Here is a 17,213-nt window from a genome sequence, read left to right as displayed (position 1 = left end):
GGCGCCATGCGCACCGTCACCCTGGTAGGCCACCGCGGGGACCCGTATGTGGCCCGCGAGAACACCCTCCCGTCGCTGCTGGCCGCCGTGGAGCGCGGTGCGGACGCCGTCGAGATCGATGTCCGGCTGACCCGCGACGGGGTGCCCGTGCTGCTGCACGACGACACCCTGAAGCGGCTGTGGGGCCAAGACCGCCCGCTCTCCCTGCTCTCCCACGCCGAGCTGGCCGGACTGACGTCGGGCCGCGTCCCGACACTGCACGAGGCGCTCACCGCGGTGGGGAGCCACCGGTTGATGGTCGACCTGCCCGGTGCCGACGAGTCCGCCGTACGCGCCATCGTCGGCGCGGTCCGCGACGGCGGCGCGGCTGACCGCGTCTACTACTGCGGGGGCCTTGCCGCCATGGTCGCCGTACGCGCCACCGACCCGGCCGCGGAGATCGCCCTGACCTGGACGACGCTGGCCCCGCCGCGTCCTGTGCTGCTGGACGTGGTCCGGCCCCGCTGGCTCAACTACTGCTTCGGGCTGGTGAGCCGGGAGCTCGCGGACCACGTCCACGCTGACGGCTTTCTGCTCTCCGCGTGGACCGCGGACACCCGCCCCACGATGCGCAGGCTGGTGCGCCGAGGGGTCGATTCCATCACCACCAACCGGGTCGCGACCCTGGCAGCGGTGCTCCGCACCGCCCGTGCCAGAAAAGGACTCGAAGGCCTCGAAGGATAGAACGCCCCGGTCGAACACTCGGGGGCCGCGCGAGGGGTGCGCGACCGCTGGGCAGCGAAGGTCCCCCACGGAGGTCCGCCGGGGGCGGCGGTCCGGACGGCAATACGGCGGCTAGACGGCAACCGGTACGCGCACGGGCGCACTCAGCGCCTCCAGCCGCTTGATCATGCGCCGCACCAGCAGCAGCGGGAGCACCCCGAACACTCCGAAGGACATGTCGATGACGGTCCACCAGAAGGGGATCCCCCGGATCGGGCCGCAGATCAGGGCCAGCGGAATGATCCCGGCGCACGCGATCATGCCGAACTCGACGACCCAGATGTTGCGTACCGGGTCGCGGTAGGGGCCGTAGAAGGCGACGGCGATGACGAGATGGGCGAAGGCCAGCCAGTCGGTGCCGTACAGCAGGAAGGGATAGTCCGCGTCGGCGGTGTCCAGTCCGCGCCGGACCCGCGCGATCCATTCCAGCAGCCCGGGGAAGGCATCTGCGGCGGGCGACGCCCAGGAGGTCAACGCGCTGTGGACGAGGTGCAGTTCGGTGACGAGAGGGAAGGCTGTCAGCCCGCTCAGCACCAGGCAGACGATGAAGACGACCAGCCACACGCGTATGCGGCGCAGAAGCGCCCTTCGCTCGCTCATGTCCGCAGCGTACGCCCGCGTTTACCCGCCTTTTACCGGGCCCCGGTGATCTTGTGGGCGACGGGGTGCGAGACCATGGTGACGCCTGCGGCCGGCACCGGTCCGGCACGGGACCGTCCATGAACCCGCCCCGCCCTGCGTCCGCTACAGGCCGACGATCGCGTTCCACCGCTCGGTGAGTTCAGGGCGCTCCTCCGACGTGATGTCACGGGAGATGACGAGCCGCTTGCGCATGTCGTCGTCCGGGAAGATCAGCGGGTCCTCGGCGAGCGCCGCCAGCTCCTCGTCCTTGGAGTCGGCCAGCACATCGCGGGCAGCGGGCACGGGGCACACATAGTTGACCCAGGCGGCGAGTTCGGCCGCGACCTCGGGCTCGTAGTAGTAGTCGACGAGCGCCTCGGCGTTGCGTTTGTGACGGGCGAGATTGGGGATCATCAGCGACTCGGCCCAGAGCTCCGCGCCCTCCTCCGGCACCACGAACTCGATGTCGGGGTTGTCCGCCTGGAGCTGGATGACATCGCCCGAGTAGGCCTGGCAGGCAAGGACGTCCCCGGTGGAGAGGTCCTTGATGTAGTCGTTGCCGGTGAAGCGGCGCAGGTGTTTCTTTCGCACCAGCCGCTCCACGCGGTCGCACAGCCGGTGGAAGTCGTTCGCGGTCCAGCGGGTGATGTCGACTCCGTCCGCCTGCATCAGCAGGGAGAACGACTCGTCGAGCCCGGACAGCAGCGTCACCTTTCCCCGTAGGTCGGCGGCCCACAGATCCTCGGTGTGCCGGATCTCGCGACCCAGCTTGCGGCGGTTGTACGCGATGCCGGTGATCCCGGACTGCCAGGGGACGCTGTGCAGGCGCCCCTTGTCGAACGCGGGTGAGAGCAGCTGCGGATCGAGGTACCTGGCGACATTGGGCTGCCGGTCCCGGTCCATCGCCTGGACCCAGCCGAGTGCCACCAAGCGGGCCGCCATCCAGTCGCTGACCACGATGAGGTCCCGGCCGGTCTCCTGACGGTTCATCAACGCGGGGCTGATCTTCCCGAAGAACTCGTCGTTGTCGTTGATCTCCTCGGTGTAGCGGACGGAGATCCCGGAGTGCTTGGTGAAGGCCTCGAGGGTGGGTCGCTTGGAAGCGTCATCGTCATCTACGTCGATGTAGAGCGGCCAGTTCGCGAAGTCGAGGCTCTTGTCGCGTGCCGACATGTCCCGACCCGCCCGGTCGCCCGGTTGAACGAAAGCCGCGGGCACCCCGCAGCCGGCGAGTGCGAGACCCGCTGCACCGGCCCCAGCGGCCCCGAGGGCGCGCAACAGGCCACGGCGTGACATGAGTGAGCTCTGAGGCGTCGCTGGCACGGATGCAGCATGCCGAACGGTCGGTCCATCGGGCAATCGACGCTGCGTCGAGCGCGAGGCGTCCACCCCGACACCCTGTCGATCAGTAGACATCTGTCTATAATTCCCGGACACCTGTCTAAGAAGGGTCCTGATGACCACCATCGCGTACGTCCTGGCCGGCCTGGTGGCCGCGCTGCACTTCTATTTCCTCGTACTGGAGATGTTCCTTTGGGAGCGGGCGCCAGGGCGTCGCCTTTCCGGCTTCGACGCGCCGACGGCCAAGGCGACGGCACGCCTCGCGGCCAACCAGGGTCTCTACAACGGGTTTCTGGCCGCGGGGCTCGTCTGGGGCCTGATAGCGGACGACCCGACCGGCTTCCAGGTGCGGGTGTTCTTCCTGTGCTGCGTGGTGGTGGCGGGGCTGTACGGCGGCGCCACCGCGAACCGGCGCATCTACGCCGCCCAGGCCCTTCCGGGCGCGCTGGCGCTGGCCGCGGTACTGGCGGCCGGATGAGCGGGGACCCCCGCGCGGAGCGCACCCGCGGGCGGCTGCGCCGTGCGCTGCTGGAAGAGTGCGGCGAACGGCCACTGGCGGAGGTCAGCGTCGCGGCCCTGACCCGACGGGCGGGTGTCGGCCGCGCCACGTTCTACCTCCACTACCCGGACCTGGAAGCCCTCGCGGTGGACGCCTGTGCGGAGATCGTCCGCGAAGCGGTGGACGCCCTGCACGCGTGGCGGGGTGTGCCGGATCCAGCGGCCCCGCCTGCGGCACTGACGGCGTTCTTCACCGGCATCGAGCCGCACGCCGGGCTCTACCGTGCCCTGCTGCGGGAGGGCGGCGCCGGGCCGCTGGGCGAGCTGCTCCACCGCGAACTGCGCGAACGCAGCCGCAGGGAACGCGAGCTCGCGGGGGCCCCGTACGCCGAAGTGATCGCCTCAGCGGTGGCGGCGACCTTCACGGGCCTCCTGGCCGACTGGCTCCACGCCCGGATGGCGGCATCACCGCAGGAGATCTCCTCCCACGCCTGGCGCCTGCTGTTCGCCCTCCACACGACCCGGCTGAGCTGAGGTCTCCGGAATCCCGCCGGACACAAGCAACGGGGGCGGGGCAGGCTCAAGGGCCCGCCCCGCCCCCGCCGGAGGCACTACGCGTCGAGCGAGGTCATCACGTGCTTGATCCGCGTGTAGTCCTCGAACCCGTACGCCGACAGGTCCTTGCCGTACCCCGACTTCTTGAACCCGCCGTGCGGCATCTCCGCCACCAGCGGAATGTGGGTGTTGATCCACACACAGCCGAAGTCCAGCACCTTGGACATCCTCATCGCCCGCGCGTGGTCCTTCGTCCAGACCGACGAAGCCAGCGCGTACTCCACGCCGTTCGCGTACTCGACCGCCTGCTCCTCGTCACGGAACGGCTGGACGGTGATCACCGGCCCGAACACCTCGTTCTGGACGATCTCGTCGTCCTGCTTCAGCCCGGAGACCACGGTCGGCGCGTAGAAGTAGCCCTTGTCGCCCACCCGGTGGCCGCCCGCCTCCACCTTGGCGTGCGCCGGGAGGCGGTCGATGAAGCCGGTGACCTGCTTCAGCTGGTTGGCGTTGTTGAGCGGGCCGTACAGCACGTCCTCGTCGTCCGGCTGGCCCGTCTTCGTGTCCTTCGCCGCCTTCGCGAGCGCCGCCACGAACTCGTCGTGGATCGACTCGTGCACCAGCACGCGCGTCGCCGCCGTGCAGTCCTGGCCGGCGTTGAAGTAACCGGCGACGGAGATGTCCTCGACGGCCTTGGCGATGTCGGTGTCCTCGAACACGACGACCGGGGCCTTGCCACCCAGCTCCAGGTGGACGCGCTTGACGTCCTTGGCCGCCGACTCGGCGACCTGCATGCCGGCCCTCACCGAACCGGTGATGGACGCCATGGCCGGGGTCGGGTGCTCGACCATCATGCGACCGCTGTCGCGGTCGCCGCACAGCACGTTGAAGACGCCCTTGGGCACGACCGAGCCGATGATCTCGGCCATCAGCACGGTGGACGCCGGGGTGGTGTCCGAGGGCTTGAGGACGACCGTGTTGCCCGCGGCCAGCGCCGGGGCGAACTTCCAGACGGCCATCATCATCGGGTAGTTCCACGGCGCGACCTGAGCACACACACCGACCGGCTCGCGGCGGATGATCGAGGTCATCCCCTCCATGTACTCACCGGCCGAGCGGCCCTCGAGCATCCGAGCCGCACCCGCGAAGAAGCGGATCTGGTCGATCATCGGCGGGATCTCTTCGGTGCGGGTGAGCTCCAGCGGCTTGCCGGTGTTCTCCGACTCGGCCGCGATCAGCTCCTCGGCGCGCTCCTCGAAGGCGTCCGCGATCTTCAGCAGGACCTTCTGGCGCTCCGCCGGAGTGGTGTCGCGCCAGGCCGGGAAGGCGGCGGCAGCGGCGGCCATGGCGGCGTCGACGTCCGCCTGCCCGGACAGCGGTGAGGTCGCGTACGCCTCGCCGGTGGCCGGGTTGACCACCTCGATGGTCCGCCCGTCCGCGGCGTCCCGGAACTCTCCGTCGATGTAGTTGCGCAGACGACGCAGTTCGGTGGTCACAGCCACTCCTCCTGTCAGGTGTCCAACGGGTGAGATGTCCAAGGGGTGAGACACCTCAACTCACCCCAACCATACGTCCTTGAGGGTAGTCCGCCAGGCGACGCTTTCGACAGACCAGACGCCCCGTAGCTACGGAATCAGTGAGATTAGGAAGGTCGAACAACGAATTTCATCGCAGATGGGTTGCGGGATAGCCGACTCCAGTGCACAGTGTGCTCGTGGCCAGTCGAAGCGCAGAGTCCAGGACCGGAAACAGTTCGTCGCCGACGATCGACGCCGTCTCCCTGGCGATCATCGAGCAGTTGCAGGAGGACGGGCGCCGTCCGTATGCCGCGATAGGCAAGGCCGTCGGCCTTTCCGAGGCAGCAGTCCGCCAGCGCGTCCAGAAGCTGCTCGATCAGGGCGTGATGCAGATCGTCGCCGTCACGGACCCACTCACCGTGGGTCTGCGCCGGCAGGCGATGGTCGGGATCAACGTCGAGGGCGATCTGGACCCGGTGGCCGACGCGCTGAGCGCCATGTCCGAGGTCGAGTACGTCGTGATGACGGCGGGCTCGTTCGACCTCATCGTGGAGATCGTCTGCGAGGACGACGACCACCTGCTTGAAGTGATCAACCGGCGCATCCGCACCCTGCCCGGTGTGCGCTCCACCCAGAGCTTCGTCTACCTCAAGCTGAAGAAGCAGACCTATATGTGGGGAACCCGATAGCCGTGAGCAAGGACCGCAGCGACCTCTCCCAGTCCGCCTACGACCACCTGTGGATGCACTTCACCCGCATGTCGTCGTACGAGAACGCACCCGTCCCCACCATCGTGCGCGGTGAGGGCACCTACATCTACGACGACAAGGGCAAGCGCTACCTCGACGGCCTCGCGGGCCTGTTCGTGGTACAGGCCGGCCACGGCCGCAGGGAGCTCGCCGAGGCCGCCGCGAAGCAGGCACAGGAGCTGGCCTTCTTCCCGGTGTGGTCGTACGCCCACCCGAAGGCCGTCGAGCTGGCGGAGCGCCTCGCCGCCGAAGCCCCCGGCGATCTGAACAAGGTCTTCTTCACCACCGGCGGCGGCGAGGCGGTGGAGACCGCCTGGAAGCTCGCGAAGCAGTACTTCAAGCTCGTGGGCAAGCCGACCAAGTACAAGGTCATCTCCCGTGCCGTCGCGTACCACGGCACCCCGCAGGGCGCCCTGTCCATCACCGGACTGCCGGGGCTCAAGGCCCCGTTCGAGCCGCTGGTGCCCGGCGCGCACAAGGTGCCCAACACCAACATCTACCGCGCCCCGCTGTTCGGCGACGACCCGGAGGCCTTCGGCCGCTGGGCCGCCGACCAGATCGAGCAGGAGATCCTCTTCGAAGGCCCCGACACCGTCGCGGCGGTCTTCCTGGAGCCTGTGCAGAACGCGGGCGGCTGCTTCCCGCCCCCGCCCGGCTACTTCCAGCGGGTCCGCGAGATCTGCGACCAGTACGACGTGCTGCTGGTTTCGGACGAGGTCATCTGCGCCTTCGGCCGCCTCGGCAAGACCTTCGCCTGTGACAAGTTCGGCTATGTACCGGACATGATCACCTGCGCCAAGGGCATGACATCGGGCTACTCCCCGATCGGCGCCTGCATCGTCTCCGACCGGCTGGCCGAGCCGTTCTACAAGGGCGACAACACCTTCCTGCACGGCTACACCTTCGGTGGCCACCCGGTCTCCGCGGCCGTGGCTCTCGCCAACCTCGATCTGTTCGAGCGCGAGAAGCTGAACCAGCATGTGCTCGACCAGGAGGGCGCCTTCCTGAGCACTCTTCAGAAGCTGCACGACCTGCCGATCGTCGGCGATGTGCGCGGAAACGGCTTCTTCTACGGCATCGAGCTGGTGAAGGACAAGAACACCAAGGAGAGCTTCAACGACGAGGAGACCGAGCGCGTGCTCTACGGCTTCCTCTCCAAGGCGCTGTTCGACGCGGGTCTCTACTGCCGCGCCGACGACCGCGGCGACCCGGTCATCCAGCTCGCGCCGCCGCTGATCTCCGACCAGTCGACCTTCGACGAGATCGAGCAGGTCCTGCGGTCCGTTCTCACGGAGGCCTGGACCAAGCTGTAATCCCCGAAATCCCACTTTTCGCGGCCCGGATGCGCCTGTTCGAGTGAGAACAGGGGCACCCGGGCCGCGTGCCGTCCGCGCACCCGGTTCCGAGTGCCTACGGTGCTGTGACGTATCGGCCTCGCCGTCCTTCCCCCGTACGGGGGAACGGACCAACGGATCTGAACCGAGGTGTACGCCATGGTGGCTCCGCCGGACAACGACGTGCTCTGGGCGCGCTCCCTGCACCACTCCCTCGGCGGCTCGCCCGCCCTGCGCGGGGTCTCGCTCGGGGTGCGCGACTGCGAGATCCTCGCCGTGACCGGCCCGCGCGGCAGCGGCAAGACCACTCTGCTGCGCTGCCTCTCGGGCCAGCTCGTCCCGAAAGAGGGCGAGGTGTGGTTCAACAGCACCCCCGTCCACACCATGAGCGCGCTCGCCCGCGAGCGGCTGCGCCGGGACCGCTTCAGCTGGCTCGGCGCGGAGCCACAGCTGGTCCCCGAGCTGAACGTCTGGGAGAACGCCGCCCTGCCGCTGATGCTGCGCGGCTGTTCCCACCGCAAGGCCAAGAACGCCGCCATGGAGTGGCTGGAGCGGCTCGACCTCGGCGCGCTCGCCCGCAAGCGGCCCCGCGCGCTGCCGCACGCCCAGCGCCAGCGGGTCGCCATGGCCCGCGCCCTCGTCGCCGCCCCCACGGTGCTGTTCGCCGACGAGCCCACGGCCGCCCTGCACCTCACGGACCGGGCCCAGGTGCTGCGTACGCTCACCACAGCCGCACGCTCCCACCGGATCACCCTCGTTCTCGCCACGCACGACGCGGAGGTGGCGACGCTGGCCGACCATATGGTGGCACTGGTCGACGGCCGTCGCGTCGCGCCCGCCGACGGCTCCGGTACGGAAGGCCGGGCGGCGTGCTCTCTCTCCGTCTAGCCGGTGGCGCCCACGCCCTGGTGCAACTGCGGCGGCTACTCGTCGCCGCGGCTTCCGGCGGGGTCGGGTTCCTCTTGCTGTGCACCCTGGCGGACGCGGCGGCCCGGTCGGAGCCGTCCCCGGAACCGGTGGCGCGACTGCTGTGGTGCCTGCTGCCGCTCGCCGCGACCGTGCAGTTCGCTGTGGCGGTGGCCCGTACGGATCCCACCACCCGGCCACGGCCCGGGCTGTCCGCAGTCGGTCTCGGCCCCGCCCGGCTCACCGTGCTGGCCGCGGTGTCGACCGCCGTCTCCTGCACACTCGGCAGCGCGCTGGCCCTCCTGGTATTCCTGCATCTGCGGGGGGATCTGACCGGGCTTCCGTTCGACGGGGCGGCCGGACCCCTGCTCGCGGCCGGCCAGCCACTGCCGCTGGGAGCGGTGCTCACCCTGCTCGCCCTCGTACCCTTCGCGGCCTCGACAGCGGCGGCACTCGCGCTGCGCCCGCGCGGTACGAGGCGGGAGGAGAGCTTCGAGTTCGAGGGCGGCGAGCCCCGTTCGGAGGCCACGCCGGCCGGGCTGCCCTGGGGTGTGGCACTCACCGCAGCGGGACTCGCGCTGCGGTCGTACACGGGCCCCGTCGCGACCGTCGACGTGGGCACTCATGCCCCGGCCGGAGTGATGGCGGGCTGGGCCCTGACCGTACTGGGACTGGCGGTGGCGGGGCCGGGGATCGTCTATGTGTGCGGGATCGCGGTCCAGTCGCTGCGGCCCGGAGCGGTACGGCTGCTCGCCGGGCGGGCCCTGATGGCGGACGCCGTCCGGATCGGGCGGCCCCTCGGGCTGCTCTGCGCGGTGTCCTCCGCCGTCGTCGCCGTGACCGTACTCGCCCAGGACGCGAACTGGCCGCGGCCGTTCGGTGAGCTGACCGGTCTCGGCGCCACGCTCGTGCTGGCCTGCACGGCGGCGACGCTGCTGACCTCGGCCCTTGAGGCCAGGCACGCCCGCGCGATCATCAGGTCCGGGCTGCGGGGCCTCGGCGCCCGGTCCTCGACTCTGCGCGCGTCGGCGGTGCTGCGGACGGTGGTTCTGCTCGCCGTGTTCGCGCCGCTCACCTGGGTGGTGGCGCAGCTCGCGACGATGCCGCTGCGGCCCTGACCCCGGTCGGGGCCGCGTCCGGGCGGAGCCCTATCGTGTGCGGATGGCGCTGGGACAAAGGCACAAGCTGGGGTCGTCCTACGACGACGACCGTGAGATAGAGACCATCGAGGAATTCGACCAGGTGGTCGGGCGCGGCACCCTGGCGGGCCAGCGCGTCCAGTCCGTCGATCTGACGCAGCGCACCTTCGCACTCCTGTCCAGCGACACCACCGGTGCCGTGTTCCTCGGCTGCGCCATGGAACCGGATGCGTGCGCCAAGGTGCGCGGTGACGGCGCGCTGGTCTTCGCGCCGATTCCCGATCTGCCCTTCGACCCGTACCGCGGGCTGCTGTACTCCCCCGACGAGCTCTTCGCCGGGCTCGCCGAGGCCGGTTACGAAGGCACTCCCGACGCCCTCGCGTACGAGTGGTTCCAGCAGACCAAGGACGACCGCGACATCTACGCCTCGATGCTCCGGGCGATCCATGACGACGCCATATCCGACGCCCTCGACGAACTCATCGCCGATGTCCCGGTCGTGGGGGTGATGGGCGGGCACGCGATGCGCCGCGGCACAGACGCGTACGCGGGCGCCGCCCGGCTCGGGCGCGCACTGTCCCGCAGCGGACTGCTGGTCGCCACCGGTGGCGGACCGGGTGCGATGGAGGCGGCGAACCTGGGCGGATACGCGGCCCCGTTCGAGGACGAGATGCTCGACGAGTCCCTGGAACTGCTGGCCAAGGCCCCCTCGTTCGCCCCATCCGTCTCGGACTGGGCGTCGGCGGCCTTCGAGGTCCGCTCGCGCTGGCCGCGGGGCGGCGACTCGATCGGCATCCCCACCTGGTTCTACGGCCATGAGCCGCCGAACCCCTTCGCGGGCCATATCGCCAAGTTCTTCGCCAACGCCACGCGCGAGGACGGGCTGCTCGCCCGCTCCACCGCGGGCGTGGTGTTCCTGCCGGGCGCCGCGGGCACCCTTCAGGAGATCTTCGACAAGGCAACCCCGAACTACTACGAATCCCGCGGGGAGCCCACCCCGATGGTGCTGGTGGACCGCGCCCACTGGACGGAGCGGCTCCCCGCCTGGCCCCTGCTGCGGTCGCTGGCCGCGGGCCGCTCGATGGAGTCCCGCATCGCCCTCGTCGACTCGGTGGACGAGGTACCCGAGGCCTTGGCCGCCATGCGGGCCGGATAACCGGAAGCAACTTCCGGGCCCCGGCTCACGTCTGGCAATCGGAACATACGGGGCCGCACCGCTGCCCCGCCGACCAGCGTGAAAAAAAGGGGGGCCTTCGGTGCTCATAGGACTGCTGACCGCCGTGGCGGCGTCGATCTGCTACGGAACGGGGTCGGTGCTGCAAGCCGTGGGCTCCCGCAAGTCCGCCCGGCGAGAGGCTTCCGGCGGTGTCACCCAGCACGGCGGCCCGAGCCTCTCCTCGACCGCGAAGGCCGCGATGACCTGGGAGTTCATCGTCGGCACGATCCTGGACTTCGTCGGATTCGGGCTGGGGGCGGTGGCGGCCCGGCTGCTGCCGTTGTTCCTGTCGCAGACGATCATCAGCGCGAATCTGGTGATCACCGCGGTGCTGAGCATCCGGCTGCTCGGAATCCGGCTGACACGTGCCGAGTGGACGTCCATCGCCGTGGTCTGCTCCGCCCTCATCCTGCTGGCCACGGCTGCCGGTCCGGAGGGGAGCGGACACACCCCCGTCGCCACCCACTGGTGGCTGCTGGCGATCTCACTGCTGCTGATCGTGGGCGGCACCGTCGTGGTGCGGCTACTCGGCGCCCGGGCCGCGATCCTCGCGGGGCTGCTGTCGGGAATGGGCTTCGGCGCCCTCGGGGTCGGTGTGCGGGTGCTCAACGGTATCGACCCGTTCGACCCGGTCGCTCTCGTCTGCGACCCGGCGTTCTACGCGATCCTGATCGCGGGCACCGGCGGTATGTATCTGCACACGGTGGCGCTCCAGATCGGTTCGGTCAACGGGGCCACGGCAGCCCTGGTGGTGGGCGAGACCGTGCTGCCCGGCGCGGTCGGTGTGCTCTGGCTGAACGACACGTCCCGTGCGGGATACGGCTGGCTGGCGGTCGCCGGCTTCGTGCTGGCCGTGGCGGGGGCGGTGGCGGTGGCCTGGTTCGGACGGCCGGAGACCGAGGACCCCGTTCCCGTATCCCTTCCCGATCGGGAGCCCGCCGGAGTCCGGTGAGACCGTCCGGACCGGCGGGACCGGCTCAGGGAGCGTCCGGGCCACGAGCCGGAAGCAGCACCACGTCGTCCGCGGTGAAGCCGGCGCCGACGCGGGTCCCCGGCTCGGGGGCGTCGGTCAGGCGGCATTCGGCTTCCAGCGCGGGGCCGCTCGCGGGCCGCAGCCGTACGGCGGCATGCGTACCCCGGAAGGTGCGGGAGACCACCTCGCAGTCCAGGCCGTCCCCCGGGCCGCCCAGCCGGACACCGGCGGGGCGGACCAGCAGAGCACACGGTCCCTGGGGAGAGCCGTCCGGTACCGGGATCCTGCCCCAGAGGGTGTCGGCGGCCTGGCCGTTCACCTCTCCGGACACGATGTTGTCGAAGCCGAGGAACCGGGCGACGAACGAGGAGGCAGGGCGCTGCCACACCTCGCGCGGGGTGCCGCTCTGGGCGATGGCCCCGTCCCTCATGATCACGACACGGTCGGCGAGCGCGAACGCCTCGCCCTGGTCGTGCGTCACGGCGAGCACGGTGGTGCCCAGTCGCCCGAAGAGGCCGCGCAGTTCCACGACGAGCCGTTCCCTGAGCGTACGGTCGAGCTGGCCCAGGGGTTCGTCGAGCATCAGCAGTCTCGGGCGCGGGGCGAGCGCCCGGGCGAGGGCGACCCGCTGCTGCTCACCGCCCGACAGGGAGGCGACGGCCCGCTGCCCGGCGCCCGGGAGTCCCACCAGGTCGAGCAGCTCCGCCACCCGGCGCTGCTGCTCCGTGCGGGGCACGCCGTGCATACGCAGGCCGAAGGCGACGTTCCCGGCGACATCGCGCTGCGGGAAGAGCTGATGGTCCTGGAACATCAGCCCGACCCCGCGCCGGTGCACGGGTACGCCCGATTGGTCCGCTCCGCCGAGCAGGACCCGGCCGCCGGACAGCGGCTGGAGTCCGGCGACGGCGCGCAGGAGCGTGGACTTGCCGCAGCCGCTCGGCCCCAGGACACAGACGATCTCCTGGTCGGCGACTTCGAGATCCACCGTGTCGAGAGCCGCCCGCTGCCCGAACCGTACGGTCGCGGCCTCCAGCGTCAGCATCAGAACTCCCCTGCGGAACGGTCGGGCCGGATGTGTTCGAGCAGCAGCAGCGCCGCCGCGCAGACCAGCATGAGAATGGTGGACAGCGCCATCGCCTGCCCGTAGTTGAGCTCGCCCGGGCGGCCGAGCAATCTGGCCACGGCGACCGGCAGGGTGGGGTTGTCCGCGCGTGCGATGAAGACGGTCGCCCCGAACTCACCGAGCGAGACGGCGAAGGCGAAGCCCGCGGCCACCAGCAGCGCCCGGCGCACCAGCGGCAGATCGACCTCGCGCCAGGCCCGCAGGGGCGAGGCGCCGAGAACGGCCGCCGCCTCGCGCAACCGTACGTCCACGGCGCGCAGCACCGGCAGCATCGTCCGCACCACGAAGGGCACCCCGACCAGCGCCTGGGCCAGCGGCACCAGGATCCACGTGGTCCGCAGATCGAACGGCGGCTCGTCGAGGGTGATCAGGAAGCCGAAGCCGACGGTGACGGCGGAAACCCCGAGCGGCAGCATCAGCAGGGCGTCGAAGCCGCGGATCAGCCGCCCGGCCCTGCGGGTCAGGGCTGCTGCCGCCAGCCCGCCGATCAGCAGGGCGATGGCCGTGGCGGCGAGCGCGTACTGCAAGGAGTTCCAGACCGCCTCCAGTGGCGGTACCAGGAAGGTGCCGCCACTGGCCTCTGCCGACCGGAGGGCTTCGTAGAAGGCGAAGCCGTAGCCGCCCGGACCGTCCAGGGACCTTTCGACCAGCACGCCCAGCGGGGCCAGGATCAGCAGGGCGACGGTGGCGAGTACGCCCGCGAGCATCGCCCACTGGCCCACACCGCGCGGCCGGTGCGCGGTCAGCGCGGGGTCGACCAGCTTCAGGGCCGTCTCACGCCGCCGTACGGTCCACGCGTGCACGGCGAGGATGGCGCCGACGGCGGCGAACTGGAGCAGTGTCAGCACCGCGGCCGTCGGCAGGTCGAGCCGGTCGGCGGTCTGCCGGTAGATCTCGACCTCGACCGTCGAGTAGGCGGGTCCGCCCAGGATCTGGACGATGCCGAAGGAGGTGAAGGTGAACAGGAACACCATGAGCGCCGCCGCGGCCACGGCGGGGGTGAGCGCGGGCAGGGTGACCTTCCGCCAGGCGGCGAACCGTCCGGCACCCAGCACCCGCGCGGCCTCTTCCTGGCGCGGGTCGAGCTGCGACCACAGTCCGCCCACGGTCCGTACGACCACGGCGTAGTTGAAGAAGACATGCGCGAGGAGGATCGCCCACACGGTCGTGTCGAGGCGCACGCCCCACAGCTCGTCGAGCAGCCCGCCGCGCCCGAGCAGGGCCAGGAAGGCGGTGCCGACCACCACGGTCGGCAGCACGAACGGCACGGTGACGACCGCGCGCAGCAGGTGTCTGCCCGGGAAGTCGAAGCGGGCGAAGACATAGGCGCCGGGCAGTGCCAGCAGCAGGGTGAGACCGGTGGAGGCCAGCGCCTGCCACAGGGTGAACCAGAGGACGTCCAGGATGTCCGGTCGGCTCAGCACCTCGCCGATGTGGCCGAAACGCCAGACGCCGTCCGGCCGGAGCCCGCGGCCGACGATCCCGGCCACGGGGTACGCGAAGAAGACCGCGAAGAACGCGACGGGCACCGCCATCAGGGCGAGCCGCGCCGCGTTGCCCCCTCGCGTCCCCGGCGACCCGGGCGACTCGGGTGTCCTGGCGAGCTCGTCTACTTCAGGACGAGTGAGGACCACGACTGGATCCACTGGTCGCGGTTGTCGGCGATCTTCTGGGGTGCCATGGTCTCCGGCTTGTCGACCACGGCACCGAACTGTGTGAAGAGCGCGGGCAGCTTGGCGTCGTTCACGACCGGGTTGACGAACATGTTGAGCGGCATGTCCTCCTGGAACTTCTTGCTGATCAGGAAGTCCAGCAGGGCCTTGCCCCCGGCCTCGTTCTTCGCGCCCTTGAGCAGACCCGCGGCCTCGGTCTGGCGGAAGCAGGTGCCGGTGGCGACTCCGGTGGGCGCCTCCTTGGGCTGCGGCTCGGAGTAGAGCACCTCGACCGGCGGGCTGGAGGCGTACGAGACGACGAGCGGCCGGTCGCCCTTGGCCTTCTTGCCGCCCGCTGAACCGGAGAACTCCTGGTTGTAGGCGAGCTCCCAGCTGTCGACGACCTTGACTCCGTTGGCCTTGAGCTTGGCCCAGTAGTCCGGCCAGTTCTTGTCCCCGTACGTGGCGGCGGTGCCGAGCAGGAAGCCGAGGCCCGGCGACGAGCGTTCGGCGTTCTCGACCACGAGGAGGTTCTTGTAGGCGGGCTTGGCCAGATCGTCGAAGGTCTGCGGCGGGGCCAGCTTCTTGTCGGCGAAGTACTTCTTGTCGTAGTTGACGCAGATGTCGCCGGTGTCGACGGGCGTGACCCGGTGCTCGTCCTTGTCGAGCTGCCGGTCCTCGGGGACGCGGTCCAGGCCCTTGGCCTCGTACGGCGTGAAGACGCCGTTGTCGAGGGCCCGCGAGAGAGTGGTGTTGTCGACGCCGAAGAACACGTCGCCCTGCGGGGATCCCTTGGTGAGGATCTCCTTGTTGAGGGCCTCGACGGCATCGCCGCTCTTGAGCACCTTGACCGTGTAACCGGTCTCCCGGGTGAACTCCTTGAGCACCGCCGGGGTGGCGGCGAAGGAGTCATGGCTGACGAGCGTCACGGTCTTGGACGCCCCGGAGCCGCTGTCCTCGGACTCCCCGCCGCAGGCCGTGAGCGTGCCCGCGCCGAGGGCCGCGAACAGGGCCGCGACCGTGATCTTCTTGGTGGTGCTCACTGAGCTTCCTCCTGGGGTGACCAGGAAGAGACGCGGCCCTGCCAGGTCAGCGGATCCCGGGGATCCGGAGCCGGGCAGGGCGCAACAGCTTGAGTCTCGTCCGAACTTCCTACCCGGAATGACCCGGGCGAGGTTCAGAGGGTCTGCGGTCTGACGATCACCGCACTCTCAGCGCTGTGGCGCTCCCCTGTCGGAATATGTGAATGTTCGGGGCCCAGCGTACATGGGCCCCCTGGAGACCCGGCCGAAGGCTCAGCGCTCGGATGCGGCGAGCTGACCGCAGGCCCCGTCGATCTCCTGCCCCCGGGTGTCGCGCACGGTGACCGGCACCCCATGAGCGGCGATCGCCTCGACAAACGCCTTCTCGTCCTCGGGACGGGAGGCCGTCCACTTGGAGCCCGGCGTGGGATTCAGCGGGATCAGGTTGACATGCACCCGCTTGCCCTTGAGCAGCCGTCCCAGGAGGTCTCCGCGCCATGCCTGGTCGTTGATGTCGCGGATGAGGGCGTACTCGATGGAGATGCGGCGGCCCGACTTCTCGGCGTACTCCCAGGCGGCGTCCAGCACCTCCCGCACCTTCCAGCGGGTGTTCACCGGCACGAGGGTGTCGCGCAGCTCGTCGTCGGGAGCGTGCAGGGAGACGGCGAGCCGGCATTTGAAGCCCTCGTCGGCGAACCGCTGCATCGCCGGGACGAGCCCGACGGTGGAGACGGTGATGCCCCGCTGCGAGAGCCCGAGGCCGTCCGGCTCGGGGTCCGTGAGGCGGCGGACGGCTCCCACGACCCGGTTGTAGTTGGCGAGCGGCTCGCCCATGCCCATGAACACGATGTTGCTGAGCCGCGCCGGTCCGCCGGGGACCTCACCATCGCGCAGCGCCCGCATACCGTCGACGATCTGGTGCACGATCTCGGCGGTCGACAGATTGCGGTCGAGCCCCGCCTGGCCGGTCGCACAGAACGGGCAGTTCATACCGCAGCCCGCCTGCGAGGAGATGCACATGGTGACCCGGTCGGGATAGCGCATCAGCACCGACTCGACCAGCGTGCCGTCATGCAGCCGCCACAGCGTCTTGCGGGTGGTGTCGTCGTCGCAGGAGACATGCCGCACGACGGACATCAGCTCCGGCAGCAGCTCCGCCGCGAGCCGCTCCCGGGAAGCGGCGGGGATGTCGGTCCACTGGCCGGGGTCGTGCGCGTACCGCGCGAAGTAGTGCTGCGAGAGCTGCTTGGCGCGGAACGGCTTCTCGCCGATCGCGGCCACCGCTTCCTTGCGCTCGGCGGGCGAGAGGTCGGCGAGGTGCCGCGGGGGCTTCTTGGCTCCGCGGGGCGCGACGAAAGTGAGTTCTCCGGGCTTAGGCATGGCCGTACCAGTGTCGCAGATCGAATCCGCTGCCCTGGGCGCCAACCGGTGAACCTGGTCGTCATTAGTCGTCACTGGTCGTGACTGGCATTCCTTGGACGGCCCACACACGGCCCAGTCCGAGGCGGGGGCCTGGTGCAGGTTCGGGTGACAGGTTCTGTCACGCGGCCTGGAGGGCCGGCGTGGTCATGACGGTCTCGCATTCGACTGATGTCAGCCGGCCGAGTGCGGCTTGCCGGCGGCGCCAGTGGTAGGCCCTCTCGATCCCGGCTGTTTCTGCCGGTGGACGACCACTGAACGCGTCCGTTCTCCACCACGCGCACGTGATCAGGAATCAACGCTTTGACGTGCCAGCGCCAATCACCCATGAGCTTTCTGAGTACAACGTACTCAGGCTACAAGCGATGCATACGTTTACCCTTCCC

At 70.0% G+C, this 17,213-nt stretch carries 16 protein-coding genes and 1 riboswitch; of the genes, 9 read left to right on the top strand and 7 right to left on the bottom strand.

The annotated features are described in order from the left end of the window. The first annotated feature begins 6 nt into the window (after window positions 1-6). Window positions 7-723, top strand: a complete 717-nt coding sequence (locus tag ACFV6V_RS06680; RefSeq protein ID WP_385560026.1) for a glycerophosphodiester phosphodiesterase — start codon at window positions 7-9, stop codon at window positions 721-723. Window positions 724-834: 111 nt separating this feature from the next. Here ACFV6V_RS06680 and ACFV6V_RS06675 read toward each other — a convergent pair whose 3' ends face one another. Together ACFV6V_RS06675 and ACFV6V_RS06670 are read right to left on the bottom strand one after the other, a co-directional pair. Further along, on the bottom strand, window positions 835-1,362 hold the full coding sequence (locus tag ACFV6V_RS06675) for a hypothetical protein (RefSeq protein ID WP_385560024.1): 528 nt from the start codon (window positions 1,360-1,362) through the stop codon (window positions 835-837). 144 nt (window positions 1,363-1,506) lie between these two features. Next, window positions 1,507-2,679, bottom strand: a complete 1,173-nt coding sequence (locus ACFV6V_RS06670) for a spermidine/putrescine ABC transporter substrate-binding protein (RefSeq protein WP_385560021.1) — start codon at window positions 2,677-2,679, stop codon at window positions 1,507-1,509. A 160-nt stretch (window positions 2,680-2,839) separates the two neighbouring features. On the opposite strand from ACFV6V_RS06670, the gene ACFV6V_RS06665 reads away from it, so the two are divergent. Beyond that, window positions 2,840-3,202 carry a DUF1304 domain-containing protein gene (locus ACFV6V_RS06665; RefSeq protein ID WP_385560018.1) on the top strand — a complete coding sequence of 121 codons (363 nt, stop codon included), beginning with the start codon at window positions 2,840-2,842 and terminating at the stop codon, window positions 3,200-3,202. Continuing rightward, window positions 3,199-3,756, top strand: a complete 558-nt coding sequence (locus ACFV6V_RS06660) for a TetR/AcrR family transcriptional regulator (RefSeq protein ID WP_385560016.1) — start codon at window positions 3,199-3,201, stop codon at window positions 3,754-3,756. The genes ACFV6V_RS06665 and ACFV6V_RS06660 overlap by 4 nt, the downstream gene beginning before the upstream one ends. 77 nt (window positions 3,757-3,833) lie before the next feature. On the opposite strand, the gene ACFV6V_RS06655 is transcribed toward ACFV6V_RS06660, so the two are convergent. Continuing rightward, complete coding sequence (locus ACFV6V_RS06655) at window positions 3,834-5,273, bottom strand: gamma-aminobutyraldehyde dehydrogenase (RefSeq protein ID WP_385560013.1); 1,440 nt, start codon at window positions 5,271-5,273, stop codon at window positions 3,834-3,836. A gap of 218 nt (window positions 5,274-5,491) precedes the next feature. On the opposite strand from ACFV6V_RS06655, the gene ACFV6V_RS06650 reads away from it, so the two are divergent. The 6 genes from ACFV6V_RS06650 (at window position 5,492) to ACFV6V_RS06625 (ending at window position 11,590) form a co-directional block, all read left to right on the top strand. Next, on the top strand, window positions 5,492-5,983 hold the full coding sequence (locus ACFV6V_RS06650) for an Lrp/AsnC family transcriptional regulator (RefSeq protein ID WP_361288339.1): 492 nt from the start codon (window positions 5,492-5,494) through the stop codon (window positions 5,981-5,983). Beyond that, window positions 5,968-7,356, top strand: coding sequence for an aspartate aminotransferase family protein (locus ACFV6V_RS06645; RefSeq protein WP_385560010.1), 1,389 nt, complete (start codon window positions 5,968-5,970; stop codon window positions 7,354-7,356). Before ACFV6V_RS06650 ends, ACFV6V_RS06645 begins: the two co-directional genes overlap by 16 nt. Before the next feature lie 180 nt (window positions 7,357-7,536). Beyond that, a complete protein-coding gene (locus ACFV6V_RS06640) occupies window positions 7,537-8,265 on the top strand; it encodes an ABC transporter ATP-binding protein (protein WP_385560007.1) in 729 nt (242 codons plus the stop codon). Further along, window positions 8,247-9,401, top strand: a complete 1,155-nt coding sequence (locus ACFV6V_RS06635) for a hypothetical protein (RefSeq protein WP_385560004.1) — start codon at window positions 8,247-8,249, stop codon at window positions 9,399-9,401. Before ACFV6V_RS06640 ends, ACFV6V_RS06635 begins: the two co-directional genes overlap by 19 nt. A gap of 43 nt (window positions 9,402-9,444) precedes the next feature. Further along, window positions 9,445-10,578: an LOG family protein gene (locus tag ACFV6V_RS06630; protein WP_385560001.1), complete on the top strand. Its 1,134-nt coding sequence runs from the start codon at window positions 9,445-9,447 to the stop codon at window positions 10,576-10,578. A gap of 100 nt (window positions 10,579-10,678) precedes the next feature. Then, on the top strand, window positions 10,679-11,590 hold the full coding sequence (locus ACFV6V_RS06625) for a hypothetical protein (RefSeq protein ID WP_385559998.1): 912 nt from the start codon (window positions 10,679-10,681) through the stop codon (window positions 11,588-11,590). A 25-nt stretch (window positions 11,591-11,615) separates the two neighbouring features. On the opposite strand, the gene ACFV6V_RS06620 is transcribed toward ACFV6V_RS06625, so the two are convergent. The 4 genes from ACFV6V_RS06620 to rlmN form a co-directional block, all read right to left on the bottom strand. Beyond that, the gene (locus ACFV6V_RS06620; RefSeq protein WP_385559995.1) at window positions 11,616-12,653 is read right to left on the bottom strand and encodes an ABC transporter ATP-binding protein; all 1,038 of its coding nucleotides are present in this window, start codon (window positions 12,651-12,653) and stop codon (window positions 11,616-11,618) included. After that, entirely contained in the window at window positions 12,653-14,269 is a 1,617-nt protein-coding gene (locus ACFV6V_RS06615) for an ABC transporter permease (RefSeq protein ID WP_385560215.1), read from the bottom strand. The genes ACFV6V_RS06620 and ACFV6V_RS06615 overlap by 1 nt, the downstream gene beginning before the upstream one ends. A 74-nt stretch (window positions 14,270-14,343) precedes the next feature. Continuing rightward, a complete protein-coding gene (locus ACFV6V_RS06610) occupies window positions 14,344-15,429 on the bottom strand; it encodes a thiamine ABC transporter substrate binding subunit (RefSeq protein WP_385559992.1) in 1,086 nt (361 codons plus the stop codon). 88 nt (window positions 15,430-15,517) lie between these two features. After that, window positions 15,518-15,628: riboswitch (TPP riboswitch) on the bottom strand. Between the two features lie 53 nt (window positions 15,629-15,681). Then, on the bottom strand, window positions 15,682-16,788 hold the full coding sequence (gene rlmN, locus ACFV6V_RS06605; RefSeq protein ID WP_385559989.1) for a 23S rRNA (adenine(2503)-C(2))-methyltransferase RlmN: 1,107 nt from the start codon (window positions 16,786-16,788) through the stop codon (window positions 15,682-15,684). Window positions 16,789-17,213 lie beyond the last annotated feature (425 nt).

Origin of the sequence: Streptomyces sp. NPDC059828 (assembly GCF_042731955.1) — a bacterium.
Lineage (GTDB): Bacteria > Actinomycetota > Actinomycetes > Streptomycetales > Streptomycetaceae > Streptomyces.
This window is presented reverse-complemented; position numbering and strand designations above follow the sequence as displayed.

Excerpts from the sequence above, each read along its gene's own strand:
- ACFV6V_RS06670 (WP_385560021.1), bottom strand. The coding sequence starts at position 2,679 with ATGTCACGCCGTGGCCTGTTGCGCGCCCTCGGGGCCGCTGGGGCCGGT.
- ACFV6V_RS06615 (WP_385560215.1), bottom strand. The coding sequence starts at position 14,269 with ATGGCGGTGCCCGTCGCGTTCTTCGCGGTCTTCTTCGCGTACCCCGTG.
- rlmN (WP_385559989.1), bottom strand. The coding sequence starts at position 16,788 with ATGCCTAAGCCCGGAGAACTCACTTTCGTCGCGCCCCGCGGAGCCAAG.
- ACFV6V_RS06630 (WP_385560001.1), top strand. The coding sequence starts at position 9,445 with ATGGCGCTGGGACAAAGGCACAAGCTGGGGTCGTCCTACGACGACGAC.
- ACFV6V_RS06680 (WP_385560026.1), top strand. The coding sequence starts at position 7 with ATGCGCACCGTCACCCTGGTAGGCCACCGCGGGGACCCGTATGTGGCC.
- ACFV6V_RS06620 (WP_385559995.1), bottom strand. The coding sequence starts at position 12,653 with ATGCTGACGCTGGAGGCCGCGACCGTACGGTTCGGGCAGCGGGCGGCT.
- ACFV6V_RS06660 (WP_385560016.1), top strand. The coding sequence starts at position 3,199 with ATGAGCGGGGACCCCCGCGCGGAGCGCACCCGCGGGCGGCTGCGCCGT.
- ACFV6V_RS06675 (WP_385560024.1), bottom strand. The coding sequence starts at position 1,362 with ATGAGCGAGCGAAGGGCGCTTCTGCGCCGCATACGCGTGTGGCTGGTC.
- ACFV6V_RS06665 (WP_385560018.1), top strand. The coding sequence starts at position 2,840 with ATGACCACCATCGCGTACGTCCTGGCCGGCCTGGTGGCCGCGCTGCAC.
- ACFV6V_RS06640 (WP_385560007.1), top strand. The coding sequence starts at position 7,537 with ATGGTGGCTCCGCCGGACAACGACGTGCTCTGGGCGCGCTCCCTGCAC.